At 36.0% G+C, this 18,714-nt stretch carries 16 protein-coding genes and 1 other annotated feature; of the genes, 2 read left to right on the top strand and 14 right to left on the bottom strand.

All coding sequences use genetic code 11. The annotated features are described in order from the left end of the window. Positions 1 to 38: 38 nt before the first annotated feature. The 4 genes from AC4BB5_RS09195 to AC4BB5_RS09180 all read right to left on the bottom strand — a co-directional run bounded on the left by AC4BB5_RS09195 (position 39) and on the right by AC4BB5_RS09180 (position 4,601). Positions 39 to 611: a DUF1269 domain-containing protein gene (locus tag AC4BB5_RS09195; protein ID WP_490455858.1), complete on the bottom strand. Its 573-nt coding sequence runs from the start codon at positions 609 to 611 to the stop codon at positions 39 to 41. A 310-nt stretch (positions 612 to 921) separates the two neighbouring features. Further along, positions 922 to 2,034 (bottom strand): alanine dehydrogenase, encoded by a 1,113-nt coding sequence (gene ald, locus AC4BB5_RS09190; protein WP_490455857.1) that lies wholly within the window; start codon positions 2,032 to 2,034, stop codon positions 922 to 924. A 23-nt stretch (positions 2,035 to 2,057) separates the two neighbouring features. Beyond that, the gene (gene kynU, locus AC4BB5_RS09185) at positions 2,058 to 3,329 is read right to left on the bottom strand and encodes a kynureninase (protein WP_490455856.1); all 1,272 of its coding nucleotides are present in this window, start codon (positions 3,327 to 3,329) and stop codon (positions 2,058 to 2,060) included. An 84-nt stretch (positions 3,330 to 3,413) separates the two neighbouring features. Continuing rightward, entirely contained in the window at positions 3,414 to 4,601 is a 1,188-nt protein-coding gene (locus tag AC4BB5_RS09180; RefSeq protein WP_490455855.1) for an MFS transporter, read from the bottom strand. A gap of 309 nt (positions 4,602 to 4,910) precedes the next feature. Here AC4BB5_RS09180 and AC4BB5_RS09175 point away from each other — a divergent pair, with 309 nt between their 5' ends. After that, positions 4,911 to 5,354, top strand: coding sequence for an Lrp/AsnC family transcriptional regulator (locus AC4BB5_RS09175; RefSeq protein ID WP_490455854.1), 444 nt, complete (start codon positions 4,911 to 4,913; stop codon positions 5,352 to 5,354). 118 nt (positions 5,355 to 5,472) lie between these two features. Here the strand turns inward: AC4BB5_RS09175 and obgE are convergent, their stop codons facing one another. Together obgE and AC4BB5_RS09165 are read right to left on the bottom strand one after the other, a co-directional pair. Next, positions 5,473 to 6,786 carry a GTPase ObgE gene (gene obgE, locus AC4BB5_RS09170; protein WP_490455853.1) on the bottom strand — a complete coding sequence of 438 codons (1,314 nt, stop codon included), beginning with the start codon at positions 6,784 to 6,786 and terminating at the stop codon, positions 5,473 to 5,475. 168 nt (positions 6,787 to 6,954) lie between these two features. After that, entirely contained in the window at positions 6,955 to 7,944 is a 990-nt protein-coding gene (locus AC4BB5_RS09165; protein ID WP_490455852.1) for a DUF4003 family protein, read from the bottom strand. Between the two features lie 230 nt (positions 7,945 to 8,174). Between AC4BB5_RS09165 and gap the strand changes: the two genes are divergently transcribed. Further along, on the top strand, positions 8,175 to 9,185 hold the full coding sequence (gap, locus tag AC4BB5_RS09160) for a type I glyceraldehyde-3-phosphate dehydrogenase (RefSeq protein ID WP_490455851.1): 1,011 nt from the start codon (positions 8,175 to 8,177) through the stop codon (positions 9,183 to 9,185). Positions 9,186 to 9,278: 93 nt separating this feature from the next. Here gap and AC4BB5_RS09155 read toward each other — a convergent pair whose 3' ends face one another. From AC4BB5_RS09155 to dnaG, 8 genes are all read right to left on the bottom strand, one after another. Next, positions 9,279 to 10,307 carry a 3-deoxy-7-phosphoheptulonate synthase gene (locus tag AC4BB5_RS09155; RefSeq protein WP_490455850.1) on the bottom strand — a complete coding sequence of 343 codons (1,029 nt, stop codon included), beginning with the start codon at positions 10,305 to 10,307 and terminating at the stop codon, positions 9,279 to 9,281. Between the two features lie 85 nt (positions 10,308 to 10,392). After that, positions 10,393 to 10,635, bottom strand: a binding site (T-box leader). Between the two features lie 135 nt (positions 10,636 to 10,770). Then, a complete protein-coding gene (fur, locus tag AC4BB5_RS09150; RefSeq protein ID WP_490455849.1) occupies positions 10,771 to 11,235 on the bottom strand; it encodes a ferric iron uptake transcriptional regulator in 465 nt (154 codons plus the stop codon). A gap of 123 nt (positions 11,236 to 11,358) precedes the next feature. Further along, a complete protein-coding gene (locus AC4BB5_RS09145) occupies positions 11,359 to 12,228 on the bottom strand; it encodes a CvfB family protein (RefSeq protein WP_490455848.1) in 870 nt (289 codons plus the stop codon). A 19-nt stretch (positions 12,229 to 12,247) separates the two neighbouring features. Further along, complete coding sequence (locus AC4BB5_RS09140) at positions 12,248 to 12,574, bottom strand: AzlD domain-containing protein (protein WP_490455847.1); 327 nt, start codon at positions 12,572 to 12,574, stop codon at positions 12,248 to 12,250. Continuing rightward, on the bottom strand, positions 12,567 to 13,271 hold the full coding sequence (locus tag AC4BB5_RS09135; RefSeq protein WP_490455846.1) for an AzlC family ABC transporter permease: 705 nt from the start codon (positions 13,269 to 13,271) through the stop codon (positions 12,567 to 12,569). Before AC4BB5_RS09135 ends, AC4BB5_RS09140 begins: the two co-directional genes overlap by 8 nt. A gap of 196 nt (positions 13,272 to 13,467) precedes the next feature. Further along, on the bottom strand, positions 13,468 to 15,441 hold the full coding sequence (locus AC4BB5_RS09130) for a cell division site-positioning protein MapZ family protein (RefSeq protein WP_490455845.1): 1,974 nt from the start codon (positions 15,439 to 15,441) through the stop codon (positions 13,468 to 13,470). A gap of 158 nt (positions 15,442 to 15,599) precedes the next feature. Further along, positions 15,600 to 16,706 (bottom strand): RNA polymerase sigma factor RpoD, encoded by a 1,107-nt coding sequence (gene rpoD / locus AC4BB5_RS09125; RefSeq protein WP_025868903.1) that lies wholly within the window; start codon positions 16,704 to 16,706, stop codon positions 15,600 to 15,602. A 76-nt stretch (positions 16,707 to 16,782) separates the two neighbouring features. After that, entirely contained in the window at positions 16,783 to 18,687 is a 1,905-nt protein-coding gene (dnaG, locus tag AC4BB5_RS09120) for a DNA primase (protein ID WP_490455844.1), read from the bottom strand. Positions 18,688 to 18,714 lie beyond the last annotated feature (27 nt).

Here is an 18,714-nt window from a genome sequence, read left to right as displayed (position 1 = left end):
ACGTCTTCAAGCTTATTTTATTTTGTCGTTATAATCGACTAATTCTCTGTTTTATCATTGGAATCTTGTTTTTTATCTTGCCAAGATTTTTCAGCGGAGTCTTTTGTTTCTTTCTCTACAGCTTTGGCATCTGTGATTTCTTTTTCAACATCTTCGAAGTCTAAACGGGTGATTTCTCCGCCTAGTTCGTTCATGATCAGCTGGTTTAAAGGACGATTATCATCTTCTTCGGCAATTAAGATCAATCCAGTTTCCCCTTCGCCAATTTGTTTCGTTACATGTTCAAAAACTGTTTGAGCCCCTTGAATTTCTTTAGCATCTTGAGAAGCTCCAAATAAACTTCCTGCAAACCAACCAAGTAAAATACCTAAGGGTCCGCCTAATATGCCTATCAACATTCCAATCATACTATTTTTTGCAGTATGGTTATTGCCTGTAAAGTCAAGAAAGTCATCAATCTTAAATTGGTGAACACCATCATTGACATGGGTCACTACCGCCATTTGTTCTCCCTTGATTTTTTGTTCCATATACAATTTCTTTATTTCTGAAAATGCTTGGTAAGCTTGGCTCTCTACTTCAAAATGCATAATAATAACTCGTTTAGACATACAACCACCTCGTCCTATTTGATAACCCTATTCTATCAATAAACTAGCAATTAACGCAATGAAAATCAACTATCTAGGTGACTTTCCGCTTAAAATAATGGGAATTTTTAAGGTATTCTTTTCTTGAACAATAATTTAAAGTCAGTTTTCTTTTATAAAATATAATGCTTGTTTTTTTATTTTAGGGAAATTAGCGGATTCTTCGCTGCCTCCTCCTTTGACTAAATTCAGTATATAAAAAGAAACAGTCATCCTACTACTAAATAACGAACTTGTTCAGTAGTAGGACGACTTGTGCAACTTGTTTAATTTATTTTAATAACTCGCAAACTGGTGTATATTCTTTGTTTTGATCTTTTGCTACAGCCTCCATAGTTAGATGCTTTTTATACGTATTAATCCCTGTTGAAACTGTTTCATTTTCTTTTGCTGCACGTTCGATTCCTTTATTGGCGATGGTAATAGCATATGGTATCGTTGCATTAGTTAAGGCAAATGTTGACGTTCTAGGGACTGCTCCAGGCATGTTTGCAACGGCATAATGAACAACTCCATGTTTAATATAGGTTGGATTATCATGCGTGGTGATTTGATCCGTGGTTTCAAAAATCCCACCTTGGTCGATTGCGATATCCACAATAACCGCTCCTGGTTTCATTTGTTTGACCATTTCTTCTGTGACAAGTTTAGGTGCTTTAGCTCCTGGGATCAAGACAGCTCCTATCACTACGTCAGCTTCTTTTACTTTATTCTCAATATGATAGGCATTTGAAATCAAGGTTTGCACATTATTTCCAAAAAGATCATCCAGCTCAGCTAATCGATTCGGGTTAACATCTAGTATCGTCACTTTTGCTCCTAAACCAATAGCAATTTTAGCAGCATTCGTGCCAGCTACGCCACCACCAATAATGACCACTTTGCCCCTTTCAACACCAGGAACGCCAAAAAGTAAGATTCCTTCTCCACCTTTCGGCTTTTCCAAAAACTGTGCCCCTACTTGTACAGACATCCTGCCGGCAACTTCGCTCATAGGTGTCAATAATGGTAATGTATGATTGAGACTCATCGTTTCATAGGCAACAGCTGTTACGTTATTTTCGATTAAAGAGTCAGTCAATTCTGGTTCTGGCGCTAGATGGAGATAGGTGAATAAAATCAAATCATCGTGAAAATACTGGAATTCTTGTTTTAATGGCTCTTTCACTTTAATAACCATATCAGATTGCCAAACTGCAGCAACGTCTGTTTCAACAATAGCACCTACATCTTCAAATTCTTGATCTGTAAAACCCGAACCCAGACCAGCAGTGCTTTCGACAACGACTTGGTGACCATTGTGGATTAAACTGACAACACCCGCTGGAGTAATAGCCACTCTATTTTCATTATTTTTGATTTCTTTTGGAATACCGATACGCATAATTTTCACCTCACTGATTTATTTTATACTACTAATGTCCGTTCGTTACTAAACTGTTCATATTTTTTATTGATTGCAATGTCTTCTAATGTTTCAACTAATGTATACACTTCTTCATACGTGTTATATAAGGCAATAGGTGCTAAGCGAATAACATTTGGCTCTCTAAAATCTGGAATGACATTTGCTACTTTTAACGCTTTACAAATTCTGTATGCTTCGTCATGTTCTAAACAAACATGTCCGCCTCGCTTACTATCTTCACGAGGATTTCCGACAGCATAGCCATATTTCGCAAGCTTTTCATCAATCAAATACATTAAGTAAGCTGTGATTGCTAATGATTTTTCACGGATTTTATCCATTCCTACCTCATTAAAAATCCCTAATGTTCCTTCTAAAGGTGCCATAGACAAGAAACTAGGGGAACCAATTTGCCAACCGCTTGCATCTCGTTGATGCTCAAATTCATGTTTTAATTCAAACTGAGTTTCATCGTTATTACCCCACCAACCTGCTAAACCCGGTGTGGCTTTAAAATGTTTTTGATTCATATAAAGACCTGCAATCGAACCAGGACCAGCCGATAAATATTTATACGTACACCACACAGCAAAATCTGGATCTATATCTTTAAAATCCATTGGTATTGCACCAATCGCATGACACAAATCCCAGCCTATTAGAATCCCTCTTTGATGAGCTGCTTCAGTCACTCGTTTCATATCTAAAACTTGCGAACTGCGGTACAAAACAGTCGGTAATAAAATAATTGCTACATCCTCTGTCATAGCTTCAATAATCGCCGACTCATCAATCAAACGTCCGTCCGCACTTTTGACTACTTTCACAGCTTCTTTAGGGTCATACCCTCTTAATTGAACCTGACTATCAATAGCATAGCGGTCTGTTGGGAAATTCAAATCATCGACTAAAATTTTATACCGTTCCTTCGTTGGTTTGTATAATGTACTGATACATTGATGAATATTGATTGTTGTACTCCCCGTAATCACAACTTCTTCTGGATAAGCATTAATCAGCGGTGCTGATAATTCACCTAATTTACCCGCATAATGGAATAAACCATCCCATAATTTAATTCCTTCTTTTTTCCAAGTATCCATCATATGGAGTAACGCTTTTTCAGCGTCTTTAGAAGCTAAACCAAGAGAATTACCATCCATATATATTTCACCTGGCTGAACATAAAAACGGTCTCTAATAGTTCTAAGCGGATCAGTTCTATCCAATTCTTGTGCAAATGCTAACTCTGTCCGAAATTCTCTTTCCATTATTCGTCACCTTCCAAGTTTATATTTTTTTATTTAAACGAAGCCTTTCTTTAAAATGAAAGCACTTCAATTCACACAACTAAATTACACTAATACGTTACTTTTATTGATTTTAACGAATCCAAGAATGGCCAAAACGGCAATTACTCCCACCCCACCAAGTAGATAAATAGCCATTGACCATGATTGACTTGATTCACTTACTTTTGTAACGATCGGTGTTCCTATAAAAATTCCGATATAATAAAACAGATTAATAAAAGAAATACTTGAACCTATCAATCGTTCTTGTTTCACTATTTTAGGTGCTAGGATCATCACACAAGAAGAAGATAAACTAGCTCCTGCTGAAAGTACGAAGAGTTGGGCTATAAATGTGAAGTCACTTGACAAATAGCCCATTCCCAAAGTAGCAACTAACATCAATATAAAGGAACAAAAAATAATCATTTGTCCTTTTTTTGTTTTATCGATCAAATAACCTGCTAAAGCACCAAAAGGAATCCCGAATAGTCCAAAGTAACCAGTATAACTATTCGCTAATGATTCGGTTAATCCATACTGTTGGGTATAAATTTGCGGATAAAGATTGATAAAAGCAAATAATATAAAAGCCATACAACCTTGAGCAAGAGCTAAAAACCAAACCGACTTATTTTCCATTGCTTTTTTGAAGGAACCGTTGTTTTCTTTTTGATTCGCTATGGATCGACTTGTTGGCTCGTCTAATAGAAAAAGATACAAACATAACAGCAATAACGATAGTCCTGCAATAATCAACCAAAGTGAACGTAGCCCATATGCCTGAGACAAAGGTTTAAAGAAATTCATCGCCAGCATTGAACCAAGTGCAGAAAAAGTCCCCCAAATCCCTGTCGCAATTCCACTATTTCCTTCTTTAAACCAGAAATTGATCAAAACGATTCCAACCATAATGATCATTGAAAACGAAATCCCTTCAATTGCTCTTGAAATCAATAACGACCAAAAATCATTAGCGAAAGCACCCCAAAAGTTTCCAATAGCTAAGCACCCCATTAATCCAACTAATAATTTTTTTGGACCAAAACGTGTGACTAATGTACCGCCTGGAATGGCTAAGAAAATACCAGAAACTGTAAAAATAGACATTAACCATGACACTAAAGAAAGACTTACACCTAAATCTTGACCTAATTCATTTTGAATCGGCACTAATTTCAATTGACTTAAAGAAACAATTACTCCACCTAGATACAATAATAAAAATTTTAACCATCTGTTTCTTACCATAAAGAACGCTCCTTTTTGGTCTGCCTTTTTACTACATCTACTAGTAAACGTTCACGTCATCTTAAGATAAGTTAATCATAACGAACTTTCTAGTTTTTTGTATATAAAAAAATGAATAAAATGAAAACGTTTTCTTTTCGATTTAGTAAAAGTATGCCAATTATTTTTACAATATGAAATATCAGGTCTAGCTACTTAGCAAACCAATCCTATATAAAGCTAAAATTATCTGGAAAACACTGCTTTTTTCCTCTATAATGAAACAGACAAAAATAGTTATAAAGAAAAAGATTTTAAGGAGGTAGACCAATGGATAAAACTGACTATAAACTCTTACAAATTCTACATGAAAATTCTCGAATCTCAATTGTCGACCTGTCCCAAAAAGTCAATCTTAGCCGTCCTAGCGTAAAAGAACGGATCAATAAGCTAGTGGAAAAAGGGATTATTACGAACTTTACAATACAAGTCTCTATGGAACAGATCCAACAAACCATTACTTTTTTTACAGAATTAAGCCAAGTGACTCTTTCTGTTGAAAAAGCTCTAAGACAATTAAAAAATAATCCTTATGTAAATGAAGTTCATATTGTAAGTGGCGACGTCAATTATTTAGTGAAAGCAACCGTAGCAAACACAATGGAAATGAAAGAATTATTAGCGAAATGGATGCAGTTCGCTAATGTCAAAAGTTCAATTATTCTAGAAAGTCCGATAGAAAACCAATTGTATTTTGGGGTAGATAACGAATAAAGACAATTAAATTCAGCCCTATTTTCTTATTTAAGTAAATAAACGTTTTTATTGTGAAAAACATCACTATCGCATATAAAAAAAGAGCTAATAAAATACCAGCTCTTCTCTTCTTTAATTATTCTACAAATTCAAACTCATACTCTCCGATTCGGACAATATCCCCATCTTTTGCTCCACGAGCACGTAATGCTTCATCGATGCCCATTCCACGTAATTGACGTGCAAATCGCATCACACTTTCATCATGTTCAAAATTAGTCATTTGGAATAGTCTTTCCAACGACTCTCCTGATAAAATCCATGTCGTATCTGGATCACGATCAATCGTAAATTCTGGTCCTTCTGGCTGAAAACCATAATGAACAGTATCTTCGATGATTTCTTCCTCATATAATGGAAATTCCGGTGTTACATCAATTAAATCAGCCGTTGCATTAAGCAAAGGTTCGATTCCTTTACGTGAAACCCCAGATATAGGAAAAATCGGTAAATGATCTGCATATTCGTCTGTTCGTTCTTTTTCGATTTGTTCTTTGAATTTTTTCAAATTCTCTTCGGCTTCTGGCATATCCATTTTATTTGCCACGATAATTTGTGGTCTTTCCATCAAACGCATGTTATGAGAAGCTAGCTCTTTATTGATAGCTAGATAATCTTCATACGGATCCCGGCCTTCCATCCCACTCATATCAATCACATGTAAAATAACTCTAGTTCGTTCAATATGACGTAAAAACTGTGTCCCTAGTCCAACGCCTTGTGAGGCTCCTTCGATCAAACCTGGCAAATCAGCTGCAGCAAAACTACGTCCATCACTTGTTGATACCATCCCGAGATTAGGAACTAAGGTTGTAAAGTGATAGGCACCAATTTTAGGACGAGCTGATGAAATAACAGATAATAATGTAGATTTCCCAACAGATGGGAAACCGACTAAACCAACATCAGCTAATACTTTCAACTCTAATTCGATTTTTCTTTCTTGTCCTGGTTCGCCATTTTCAGCAATTTCAGGAGCTGGATTTTTAGCAGATGCAAACCGAATATTGCCACGACCGCCACGGCCGCCTTTTGCTACAGTCAGCGTCTGACCATTTTCGATTAAGTCACCAATCAACACACCTGTATCAGCGTCACGTACTGTCGTGCCTGGGGGAACTTTTACAAATGTATCTTCTGAGCCACGACCGTGCATGCCTTTGCTCATTCCATTCTCACCAGGTTGCGCTTTAAAATGACGGTTGAAACGGAAATCCATCAGTGTACGTAATCCTTCTTCGACAACAAGAATCACATCGCCGCCCTGACCCCCGTCCCCTCCAGCTGGTCCGCCGTCTGGTACATATTTTTCTCTACGAAAAGCAACCATTCCATCGCCGCCCTTACCGGCTTTGACATCGATTGTTACTTGATCTAAAAACATGGACATATTTTGTCCTCCTATCTTAAAAAGGTTGGGACAAAAGTCTTGTACTCCTAGAATATAAGAAGTAGTTAACTTTGTCTCACCGTTTATTCTATACTTATAGACAAATCTTGTTTAAAAGCCTTTCTTATTGTAAAGGTTAAACCCAGATTTGTCTAGCCAAATTAGTTTTTAAGAGCTTGAATTTGCCGCTGACATTGATGTGGCAATAGCTACTGCGACTGCCGCTTGTTCTTGAGCCAGCATCATGGTGATCGTTAATGCTGATACAGTTAGGTTATCAGAAGACAAAAAGCTCATCTCTTCATTGATTAACAATCCTAAAGCCATTGATTGACGAAAATCTTTATAAAAACGAAGTTTAGTCTTTTCTTCAAGTAGATCTAAGTAATCTCGTAGAGCTAAAAAGTCTACATTTTTTATTGAATCTAAAAATGCTAGTGTGACAATACTATTATAAAATTCTGGCTTCAATCGAATGCTTAGTTTTTTTAGTTCCTTAATCAAGTGATCCATCCGAGCAAGTAGATCATGTGAAAAAGAACCTGTTAACATGGCAGCAGTCGCAGCAGCAAACTGTAAATGATTCGATTTTCGGAAACCATAATTATTTAATGCTTGATAATAAGACTCCACTAAATCGCCAACTTGCTTGGTAGAGAAGCTTTCTAATTTTGTTTGTTGCGATAAGCAAATAGCAATTGTGCCATCTTCTGCTCCTGTAAGGAAATAATGATGTTTTTTTAATTCCTCAAAAATTTCCCGTCCTCTTCGTACAACAAATTCTTTTTCAGCTGTTTCGGTAAATTGCAGTAAATAAGCTGAAAAATAAGAATATGAAGACAGTTTAAAACCGGCGTTACGCAAACGCTGATAATCCGCAATCAAAATATGAACATCTAAATCTCTAGTTTTACCATTCGCTAATAACATCCCCAACAACATGCCTCTCATTGGTTGCCCCAAGACATTAAAAAAAGTTAACCCTTCTTGAAGTGTTTCTTCCATGCGGCGATAATCGGTATCTGAAAATCGACGATTTTTAGATATAAATGAGCGTGCTATCACATAAGCTACCCGTTTATCAAACCATTTTCCTTTTCCTACTCTAATTGCTTGATAGTTCTCTTGAAGCAATTCAACAACCTGTGTTCTATTCACTTTCCCCAACTCCTTTTCTGCTGTTAAAAGACAAGATTTTTGACAAAATCATTTAAAGCGTCCATGCTTATAGTATAGCTTATGTGACCGTTTTTTTAAATATACGATTAGATAAAGCTATTCGTGGAACTGTTGTTGAGCTCTTGAAACTGGTTTGCTAATCATTATTGTTAAATGAATCAGAACCAGTTTACTGACTTGCTCAAAACGATCAAAGGAGGAAATTTAGTATGACAGTAAAAGTAGGTATTAATGGATTTGGACGGATTGGTCGACTTGCATTTCGCCGCATTAAAGAAGTTTCCGATGATATTGAAGTAGTTGCAATCAATGATTTGACAAGTCCAACGATGTTAGCACAATTATTGCAATTTGATTCCACTCATGGCACATACCCAGGAAAAGTGACTGCAACTGATGATTCAATCGTAGTTGATGGAGAAAAAACAAAAGTATATGCGCAAGCTGATGCTAGCAAATTGAACTGGGTACAAGAAAATGGCGTCGATATTGTTTTAGAATGTACTGGGTTTTATACTTCTGAAGCAAAAGCGCAAGCACATTTAGATGCAGGTGCAAAACGTGTCGTTATTTCGGCTCCAGCAGGTGATATGAAAACAATCGTTTATAATGTTAATGACGATACTTTGACACCGGAAGACAAAATTATTTCTGCTGGCTCTTGTACAACAAACTGCTTAGCTCCTATGGCTTATTTCTTAAATAATGAATTTGGCATCGAAGTAGGTACTATGACAACTGTTCACGCTTACACATCAACTCAAATGTTATTAGATGGCCCTGTAAAAGGCGGGAATTTACGAGCAGCTCGTTCTGCAGCTGACAATACGATTCCACATTCAACAGGTGCTGCCAAAGCAATCGGGTTAGTTATTCCAGAACTAAATGGCAAACTACAAGGGCATGCTCAACGTGTTCCTGTTGTTGATGGTTCATTGACTGAGCTAGTGTCTATTTTGAAAACAAAAGTTACTGCTGATCAAGTAAATGAAGTAATCAAAAAACATACAATCGACAACCCGGCTTTTGGTTATGATGATCGTGAAATCGTTTCTAGTGATGTAATCGGAACAACTGAAGGATCTATTTTTGATCCAACTCAAACAGAAGTTACCACTTCTGGCGATTTCCAATTAGTTAAAACAGTGGCTTGGTATGATAATGAATATGGCTTTACTTGCCAAATGATTCGTTTATTAGAAAAATTCGCAAATTTGTAAAACTAACCTCTTTTAAATTAAACAAAGTAAAACCTCCCTTGAACTATTCAAAGGAGGTTTTACTTTGCTCATGCTTAACTTTATCTAATACAATCACGCATGTTCGGCAATATAATTCACTAACTCTTCAGTCTCATCCCAACCTAAACACGGATCAGTAATCGATTGACCAAAAACTTTTCCATCTGCTTCTTGACGACCACTTTCGAGAAAACTTTCAATCATAAAGCCACGAACCCATCTCTTCATATCACTATTCCACGAACGATTGATTAAGGTTTCTTTGACAATCCTAATTTGCTCTTTGTGCTGCTTTCCTGAATTATCATGATTCGTATCAATCACAATAAAAGGGTTTTTGTAGTTTCCATCTTTGTAGGATTCAACCACTTTTAATAAATCTTCATAATGATAGTTAGGAATGTTTTTACCATATTCATTCAAACCACCTCTTAATACAACATGGGCTAAGGGATTAGAACTAGATTCAACTTCAAGTCCATTAAAAATAAACTCCTGTTTTTGTTGTGCCGCATATAATGAATGAAACAAAACATTCAAATTACCACTAGTTGGATTTTTCATCCCTGTTGGCTGATCAATTCCACTAGCAACAAAACGATGTTGTTGATCTTCTACAGAACGAGCACCAACCGCAATATAACTAACCAAGTCTTGAACAAATTCAAGATTTTCAGGATACAGCATTTCATCAGCAGTCGTTAAGCCTGTTTCGCTGATCACACGATTATGCAAACTTCTGACAGCAGCAATTCCTTTGATCAAATTACTTTCTCCTTCTGGATTTTGCTGATGCAATAAGCCCTTATACCCATCTCCATTAGTTCTAGGTTTGTTTGTATAAACACGCGGAACCATAAAAATTTTATCTTGAACTTTTTCTTGAAGTTTAGCTAAACGAGTAACATACTCCATTACAGCCTCTTCATTATGAGCTGAACAAGGTCCAATGACTAAGAGAATCTTGTTGCTATTGCCTTCAATGATTTCTTTTAATTCTAGATCACGCGCAGCTTTTAACTGCTCTTGTTTTGGTGTTAATTTAGATAATGATTTAACCTGTTCAAAATTGATCGGTTGGCTTAATGCTTTAAAACTCATACGATAACTTCCCTTCATTTTTCTTATAATCAAACAATAAAAATAAATCCAAGTAAAATAAAAAAGTCCCGTCCTCTTCATTTCTGAAAAGGACGGGACCAAATGATCCGTGTTACCACCTTTGTTTACAATCAGCTTACACTCATTGACTTATCAGGTACAAAATTATACCTTGGCACAATAACGGGTACCCGTAACCGTCACAGCCTACTCAATTCGGTGTGAAGTTCAAAGAGGAATTCAGATACCTTAGGTTTGCGCGCCTCTCAACGACCGGCTACTTTCTGTGCACCTGTATTATCTTACTAGTTCTTATCAAAACTTTTATTGTTTATTGAAGTAATTGTAAGAGATTCTTTCAGAATTGTCAATCTTTTTCAAAAAGAAAAAAATAGAAAGCATTTCTGCTCTCTAATTCTACATTAATTGATTTAATCTGAGCTTAAAATCAAAATTAAATCTCTTATGTTGATTGATTTTTCTTTTTTTGTTGGCAGTCTTGACAAATACCGTGAAAAGTTAATCGATGGTCTTTCACTAAAAAATGATAATGTTGTTCGATTACTTGCTCTACTTCACCTAATAAATCATCTTCAACTTCTTCGATATTCCCGCACTCTAAACATAAGAGATGATGATGGAAGTGTTTAGCTCCTTCTTTGCGTAAGTCATAACGCGCTAAGCCGTCATTGAAACTTACCTTGTCTACGACTTTTAAGTCAGTTAAAATTTCTAATGTACGATAAACTGTTGCCAAACCTATCTCTGGACTTTTTTGTTTTACTAAAAAATAAATTTCTTCTGCCGATAAATGGTCCTTCTCATTTTCCAGCAATACTAAAACTGTTGCTTCTCGTTGAGGCGTCAGTTTGAAACCAGATTCATGCAATTGTTGTTTTGTTTTTTTTAAAGCAGCAGTAGAATCCATAAATGCAGCCCCTTATTTATAATTATTTTAATCTGGAACCATGTTTTATAGTATCAAATTATAATAAGTATAAAATAACTCCAATATATTTGCAAGTGATTCTCAATTAGAAAAGACCAACAATTATTTTTCTTGTAATTCTTCTTTTAAAATAGTAAATCCAGCTTCTTGTGTAATTTTCCCTTGCTTCAGCAAGTTACCAATAGCCCGCTTAAACTGTGCTTTACTGATGCCAAACGTTTGTTTAATTTCTTCTGGATTCGATTTATCCGTAAAAGGAATCTTATGATCAGCTGATCTTTCCAAGAAGGTCAAAATCATTGCTGCATCATCACTGATTACTTCGTAGCCACGAGGTTTTAAAGAAATATTTAGTGTTCCGTCAGGTCTGACACCTATCACCCGGCCATTTACTCTTTCGCCCAAACGAGGTTCTTGATACCGTTCTGATGGATGGATAAATGCAATATAAAAGTCATCTGTCAAAACAAATGAACCAATCATTTTCAATCGATATACAATCCCACTTATATTTTCATTTTTCAATTCTTCCGTTCCAGGTTTAGCCATAGCTTTAAAAATTTTCTCATCAGCTAATTCGCCCCAAATACGCTCCTTGTTATCAACCTTCAAAGAAATCATAAGCTGGTCATCTTTTTTTGGCCATAATTCACGCATTACAGGGAGTTCGTCTAAAGAAACTACAACATCCTTATCTTTTAACCCGATATCCACAAAAGCCCCTAAATCACGTCTTGTGCCAGTTACAGTTCCGAAAGCATATTGACCTATCCGAGCTGTGGGGATTTTTGTAGTCATCTCTGGCTCTTGTTTTTGATTGATATAGCCAAAACCTTCTACTGCTTCACCGATTTCATGATTACCTTCTTCTTTTGATAAGCGCAATGTGATCCCGTTTTTTTGTAAAAAGTAGTAACTTTCATTCTCATCGATAACTAATGCAGTAAATACTTGTGCTAATAGTTCATTCATAATTTTCTCCTTCTGGCACTTAGCCTAAAAAAATGCGTAATAGTGCAATCGTAACAATTCCTACTACAACTGTTTTCATTAAATCTTTTGTACGAATAGCAACAAGTAAAGTAGGAATACAACTTAATGCTTCTAACGTTTTTACTTTAGGAAAGCCTGTTGCCTGAACTTCTAAAATACTCTGAAATAAGAGTGCCGTCAAGATACAAATAGGAATATACGATAAAAAACGAAGAAACCATTTTGGAAAATCCACTCGTTTTGAAATCAAAAATGGAAAAATTCGCGGAATCCAAGTGACTATCGAACATCCTAAAATCGTCAATAATACATAATTGCTACTCATGATGATTCACCAGCCCAACTGTACAGCCTAAAAGTGTAGAAAACAAAACCGAAAGTTCTGGCGAAAAAAAGCCCATAAATAGATACAAGGACAAACACACTGTGCCTAACACAATCAAAGTTTCTTTGGTATTCTTTTTGATTGGTACATCTACTTGCAAGATGAATAATCCGGCAAACATTGCTACCAAAGCGAAATCTAATCCTAATAAATAGGGATCAGGAATCCAAGTTCCTAGTAAACCACCTAGAACGGTTGAAAGAATCCAAGCTAAATAAGCAGTAATGTTCAACCCATGAGTCCAAGCAGAACTGACTCGATGATCATTATTTAAAGCAGTCATAAGTACACCATAAGATTCATCTGTTAAAAGGGTTCCAATCCCAATACTTGTAATCAAAGGTTCTTTTTTAAAGTAAGAAGCCACTGACATACTCATTAAAAAGTGTCGTAAATTCACTAAAAATGTTGTAAAGATAATTGCTGAAATTGGTGAATGAATAGCTAACATACCGCAAATAATGAATTGTGCTCCACCAGCATAAACTAAAATGGACATCAATGCTATCTGAACAATCGTCAAGCCAACATTCTTACCTACTACTCCTGCGGCAATCCCGATTCCTAAATATCCTAAAATTGTTGGAATACATGCATTTATCCCTTCTTTGAATGTTAGGTATTCTTTTTTCTCCATATAGTTCTCCTTGTAATGAAATCAATCGTCATTGATAGTTTTTAAAGTGTAAATCAAACGAAAAACGAAGGTGGAACATCAGTATCTAATACTTAGAAATAAGGAGAATCCGTTTCTATTCCAACCGTTTGTCCAAATTCCATGAGACTGGGACATAACTCTTTGAGCTATGTCCCAGTCTTCCCTTCATTTTTATCTATCTTCCCGCGTTTCTTGAAGCATTTCCTTTGAACCAGCCAGTTTTAGCATTGATCGTTACTAAATACTGATTGTCTGATCCATACAGATTATAATAACCTTCACCATTGATGATTCTTGCTGGTTGTAATGAATACGCACCAGCAGTGATATATCCGCGCTCAATACATGTTGCAATTACTTTTTCCTGAATTCCAGGTGCCCAACCCCAAGCTGGATTACTCATATCACTGACATCATTGGCATTAACCGAGTATACAGGCTCTGTATAAACACCTTCAGCATTTGGTGCCGAAAAAGTATTTGAGTCTGGTTGTACGCCATTAGTCGTTTGTGATGTATTATTTTGATAGTCAGCTGTTGCTTGAGTTGTTTGATTTTGCGACTGATCTACAATCGCTTGTTGTTGTGTTATAGCTGCAGCTTCTGAATCTGTCAATGATTTGTCAGCTTTAGCTAAAGTTTCAATTAATGGTTTACGAAGTGTTTCATTTTTAACTTTATCAACCTCTGTTTTAGCTGCTGTATAGTTTTCTCTGCTTAAAGCTGCTGTCAATTCATTATTTTGATAAAAAACGTCAATGGCAGCTTTAGCTTTTTGTAATTGATCATACTGGCTTATTGCTTGATCGGTCGCTTGGTTAAGTAATTTATCAAAATCATCTTTTTCTTCACGCTTAGCAACATCAACTTTTTTATCAGCTTTGATTGCTACATCATTCAATTTATTTCCATTGATGATTGGCTGAGCAAATAACTCGTTTGCTTTGATAATTGCTGCCTGTTTATCCGTTACATTTTTATAAAGAGCTTCTAGACTTTTATAATTAGAATCATCTTTCAGTGTATCTAAATTTTCTTTGATAGTTTTTGGGCTGACGTTAACCATTTCAGGTTTAAGGAACATTTTTTTATCATCTGTAAAATAACTATTCAACTCTTTAGCTGTCTGAGTTGCTAATTTATCTTGTTTTTGCGAGACTTGATTATCGTTTGTTGATTGTTTTTGCGTCTGGCTGTAGGCAAACCATGATCCTCCTGTAAGCACAACAACTGCCGCTAAAATGATCGACATTTTTTTATAGTTTTTACTCTTTGAACGGCTCGTTGGTTCGCTTTTTAGTTCCGTTGGCCGACTCTGCTCAGTAGTCGGTTTTTCAAATTGATTCTTTGCTGTTGTCGTTTCTTCAGCATCTTTAAAGAAAATAGGTGCATCATCCATTTCAATTTCTTCGGGTTTCTTACTTTTTGAAGGAATCTCAGAAGTATCTTTTGGCAAAGCTTTAGGACCAATTGGTTTTGCTTGTGCTTCATTCTCGTCTGGTTTACTGAACTTTGTGACCTCTCCTTCACTTACTTTTTCTTGGATAAGTTCTTTATCCGATGATTCCGGTGACTTATGATCTGATTCGTTTGATTTCATTTCATCTTGTCCTTTATCGTTTGATTCTGATTCTTCGCTAGAATTGATTGGTTGCTCCTCAGTTTCTGATTGTTTTTCTGATGTTCCATTCGTCTCTGATTTAAGTGGTTCATCGACGAGTGGTTTGTCATTTTTATGTTCATTGATATACTGATTCAATGCAGCAGCATTCCCAAGTGTCTCTTTTTCTTCATTTGATTTTGTTTCAGCTTCTGTTCCCTTACGTTCTAAGCGCTGCGCATCCGTTTCTTCTTGTTCTTTTTTTTCATCTTCTGCGATTTTAGTTGATTTTTCTTCTGGTTGTTGTTCATTGAACATCGTCATAACATGACCAATACTCATATCCTTTAATTCAGACCATTCGATATTTTCATTTTGCTCTTTATTTAAAAAATTAGAAGTATCGTCTTTTTTTTCACTAACATTATTCTTTTGAATTGCTGTTGTATCTTCTTTTTTTTGATTCTCTTTAAAAGAATATCCACAATTCGGACATACTTCTTCTTGCTTGTCTATTTCAGTTCCGCAATTCGGACATTGTTTCGTCATACATTCCGCCTCACATTCTACACATTCGTAAATCTAATCTACCATAAAATCGCGTTTCTTCCAATATGTACTATCTAACTTTTTTGTTACGATTGTTTAAAAACAGCTCTTTCCGAAAGAAATCGAAAAGAGCTGTTCAAATTTTTAAGAAAAACTTCTTATTCTAGAAAATCTTTTAACTGTTTAGAACGAGAAGGATGGCGTAATTTACGTAATGCTTTTGCTTCGATTTGACGAATACGTTCACGTGTTACACCAAATACTTTTCCAACTTCTTCCAATGTTCGTGTACGCCCGTCATCTAAACCAAAACGTAAACGTAAGACATTTTCTTCTCGGTCGGTTAAAGTATCTAATACATCTTCTAATTGTTCTTTTAACAGTTCATAGGCTGCATGTTCAGCAGGACTTGTAGCATCTTGGTCTTCAATAAAGTCCCCAAGATGAGAGTCGTCTTCTTCACCAATAGGTGTTTCCAAAGAAACAGGCTCTTGAGCAATTTTTAAGATTTCACGTACTTTTTCAGTTGGTAAGTCCATCTCTGCTCCGATTTCTTCAGGTGTTGGTTCCCGTCCTAAATCTTGCAGTAATTGACGCTGAATACGGATTAATTTATTGATTGTTTCCACCATATGCACAGGAATTCGGATCGTTCTAGCTTGGTCAGCAATCGCACGCGTGATTGCTTGACGAATCCACCAAGTTGCATAAGTAGAAAACTTAAATCCCTTACGATAGTCAAATTTCTCAACAGCTTTCATTAGACCCATATTTCCTTCTTGGATTAAATCAAGAAATTGCATACCACGTCCGACATAACGTTTAGCAATCGATACTACCAAACGTAAGTTAGCTTCTGCTAAACGTTGTTTTGCTTCTTGATCGCCTTCTTCAATTTTAAGAGCTAATTCTACTTCTTCAGCTGCAGTTAATAATTGAACGCGTCCAATTTCTTTCAAGTACATGCGAACAGGATCGTTGATTTTAACACCAGTCGGGGCAGATAAATCTTCCATTTGGGCTTTTTCAGCAACTTTTGCGTCTTTTTTAAGACTATGTTCACTTGGGTCACCATTTTCATCAACAACACTGATTCCAGCATCTTCGACTTTTTGGATTAATTTTTCCATTTCATCGGCATTCAACGTAAATGGCGTTGCTAATTTGTTTGTTAGATCATCATAAAGAACATTGCCTTTCGGTTTGCTCTCTTTGATAAAGGCTGCCAATGCAGCTGCATATTTTTTTTCTGTTTCTTTTTCCATGAAAGAAGGCCCCCTTCATTTTTCCATTCGGCTAAATATATAAATAATAGTCAAGTACGTTGTCTAACGATTTCTGTTAGGACACTGTACGACTTTTTTGCAATTGTTTTACTAAACTAACGAGTTCAATCGCTAATTCGTCGACTAATTGTTTGTTGCCTAGACGTTCTGCTTCTTTTTTTTGCAGTTGCATTTCCCTAATTCGATCATCTAAGCTAGAATTTTCGATTACTCGTATGACATCTGCAATTTCACGTTCAGAACTTTCTTCTGAAATGGTCTGTAAAGAAACATCGATTGCCAATTTCTTAATTGTTTCTTCTTTTAAGTAATCAATAAAATCAGCAAGTAAAAAATCGGAATGAACACTCATATAGCTATCTAACAACAAGTAAAGTTCTTGATATTGATCATGCGCAAAACTAAAATCAGGTAGTTGAATCATTTGATTTCTAACACTTTGCTCGTTCATCAGACGATACAATAAAGCACGCTCAGCCTTCTCTACTTGGGTCAAAGGCAGTTTGTTTTGGACAGAGGGCGAAACCTCGGCTTCAAACAACTCGGGCGGTTCCAACATATCATCCATTTCATAAACTTGAGACGGTGGTGTAACTTGCTGTCGTTCTTTTCGCTTATTAGAACGCTGTTGTGTTTCAAGCTGTTTTAGTTGCTCTTCTAGAGAATGAAAAGATAACTGAAACTCTTGAGCTAGTTGATTCAAATAGCGATCACGCTCTAAAGGTGATTGTACTAAAATCAATTCTTGTAATAAGTCATTGACATAGTCTATTTGTTCTTTCTCATTATTCATATTTCTAGTTAAACGATGATATTGCATCTTAAAACTAAAAACTGTCTCTCGACCATGAAGTGCTAATTCACGAAATGAGTCATTCCCATATTTTCTTAAATACTCATCTGGATCTAATTTTTCTGGAATACTGACAATACTTAACTGAAAACGACTATGTTCACTTAATAATGAAATCGCACGATTTGTGGCTTCTACACCCGCTGTATCGCCGTCATAGCAAACAACTAATTCTTTTGCCACTCGTTCAAGCTTACGAATTTGTTCATTTGTTAAGCTAGTTCCCATAGAAGCAACACCACTAGTAATCCCAGCTTGCCAAGCTGCGATAACATCCATAAATCCTTCAAAGAGAAAAACCGTGTTTTCTTTACGTATCTCTTTTCTAGCTTTGTCAAAGTTAAACAAAGTATCTCTTTTATTAAACAAGACTGTTTCCGGGCTATTTAAATATTTGGGCATATCATCACCTGGAAAATCTTTTGTTTTAAGTAATCTTCCTGAAAAAGCAATTACATTCCCACGATCATCATTGATTGGAAACATCACTCGTTGATAAAAACGATCTAGGAATTCACCATTATCTCGCTGAATGAACAATCCAGACTCTTTAGACAATTGTTCAGCTACTTCTTCATTTCGAAATACTTGACCTAAAAAATCACGTTTTTGAGGCGCAAACCCGATTTTAAATGTTTCAATGAGCTCTTTAGTTAAACCACGCTCTAATAAATAATTCAACGCTGGTTCGCCAATTTGTGTATTCATCAAAACATGATGATATAAATCCGCTGCTTTTTTATGCAGTTCGATCAATTTGCGATTTTGCAAGTTTTCAGTTGTATCCGAATCAACTGTATTGACCCAATCGATATTAACTGGAATCTGCTCTAATTCCGCAACTCTGCGTACAGATTCGGGGAAGTTGATTCCTTCAATTTCTTGCAGAAAATTAAAAACAGTTCCACCTTTTCCGCAGCCAAAACAATGAAAAATTTGTTTGTCTTCTGCTACTGAAAATGAAGGGGAACGTTCTTCATGAAACGGACATAGACCCATATAATTCTTGCCGGATTTTTTCAATTGAACATATTGTCCAACAACATCAACAATGTTCGTACGTTGCCTTACTTCCTCGATGACTTCTTGAGGAATTCTTTGTGCCACTGTTCTCACCTCCAAAAAATAGCCAAA

Source organism: Enterococcus sp. AMC1252 (assembly GCF_058216515.1).
This window is presented reverse-complemented; position numbering and strand designations above follow the sequence as displayed.

Bases quoted from the DNA above. Each gene is read 5' to 3' on its own strand.
- kynU (WP_490455856.1), bottom strand. From the start codon at position 3,329: ATGGAAAGAGAATTTCGGACAGAGTTAGCATTTGCACAAGAATTGGAT.
- fur (WP_490455849.1), bottom strand. From the start codon at position 11,235: ATGGATTCTACTGCTGCTTTAAAAAAAACAAAACAACAATTGCATGAA.
- AC4BB5_RS09140 (WP_490455847.1), bottom strand. From the start codon at position 12,574: ATGAGTAGCAATTATGTATTATTGACGATTTTAGGATGTTCGATAGTC.
- AC4BB5_RS09180 (WP_490455855.1), bottom strand. From the start codon at position 4,601: ATGGTAAGAAACAGATGGTTAAAATTTTTATTATTGTATCTAGGTGGA.
- AC4BB5_RS09155 (WP_490455850.1), bottom strand. From the start codon at position 10,307: ATGAGTTTTAAAGCATTAAGCCAACCGATCAATTTTGAACAGGTTAAA.
- gap (WP_490455851.1), top strand. From the start codon at position 8,175: ATGACAGTAAAAGTAGGTATTAATGGATTTGGACGGATTGGTCGACTT.
- rpoD (WP_025868903.1), bottom strand. From the start codon at position 16,706: ATGGAAAAAGAAACAGAAAAAAAATATGCAGCTGCATTGGCAGCCTTT.
- AC4BB5_RS09175 (WP_490455854.1), top strand. From the start codon at position 4,911: ATGGATAAAACTGACTATAAACTCTTACAAATTCTACATGAAAATTCT.
- AC4BB5_RS09130 (WP_490455845.1), bottom strand. From the start codon at position 15,441: ATGACGAAACAATGTCCGAATTGCGGAACTGAAATAGACAAGCAAGAA.
- AC4BB5_RS09195 (WP_490455858.1), bottom strand. From the start codon at position 611: ATGTCTAAACGAGTTATTATTATGCATTTTGAAGTAGAGAGCCAAGCT.
- AC4BB5_RS09145 (WP_490455848.1), bottom strand. From the start codon at position 12,228: ATGAATGAACTATTAGCACAAGTATTTACTGCATTAGTTATCGATGAG.
- ald (WP_490455857.1), bottom strand. From the start codon at position 2,034: ATGCGTATCGGTATTCCAAAAGAAATCAAAAATAATGAAAATAGAGTG.
- obgE (WP_490455853.1), bottom strand. From the start codon at position 6,786: ATGTCCATGTTTTTAGATCAAGTAACAATCGATGTCAAAGCCGGTAAG.
- AC4BB5_RS09135 (WP_490455846.1), bottom strand. From the start codon at position 13,271: ATGGAGAAAAAAGAATACCTAACATTCAAAGAAGGGATAAATGCATGT.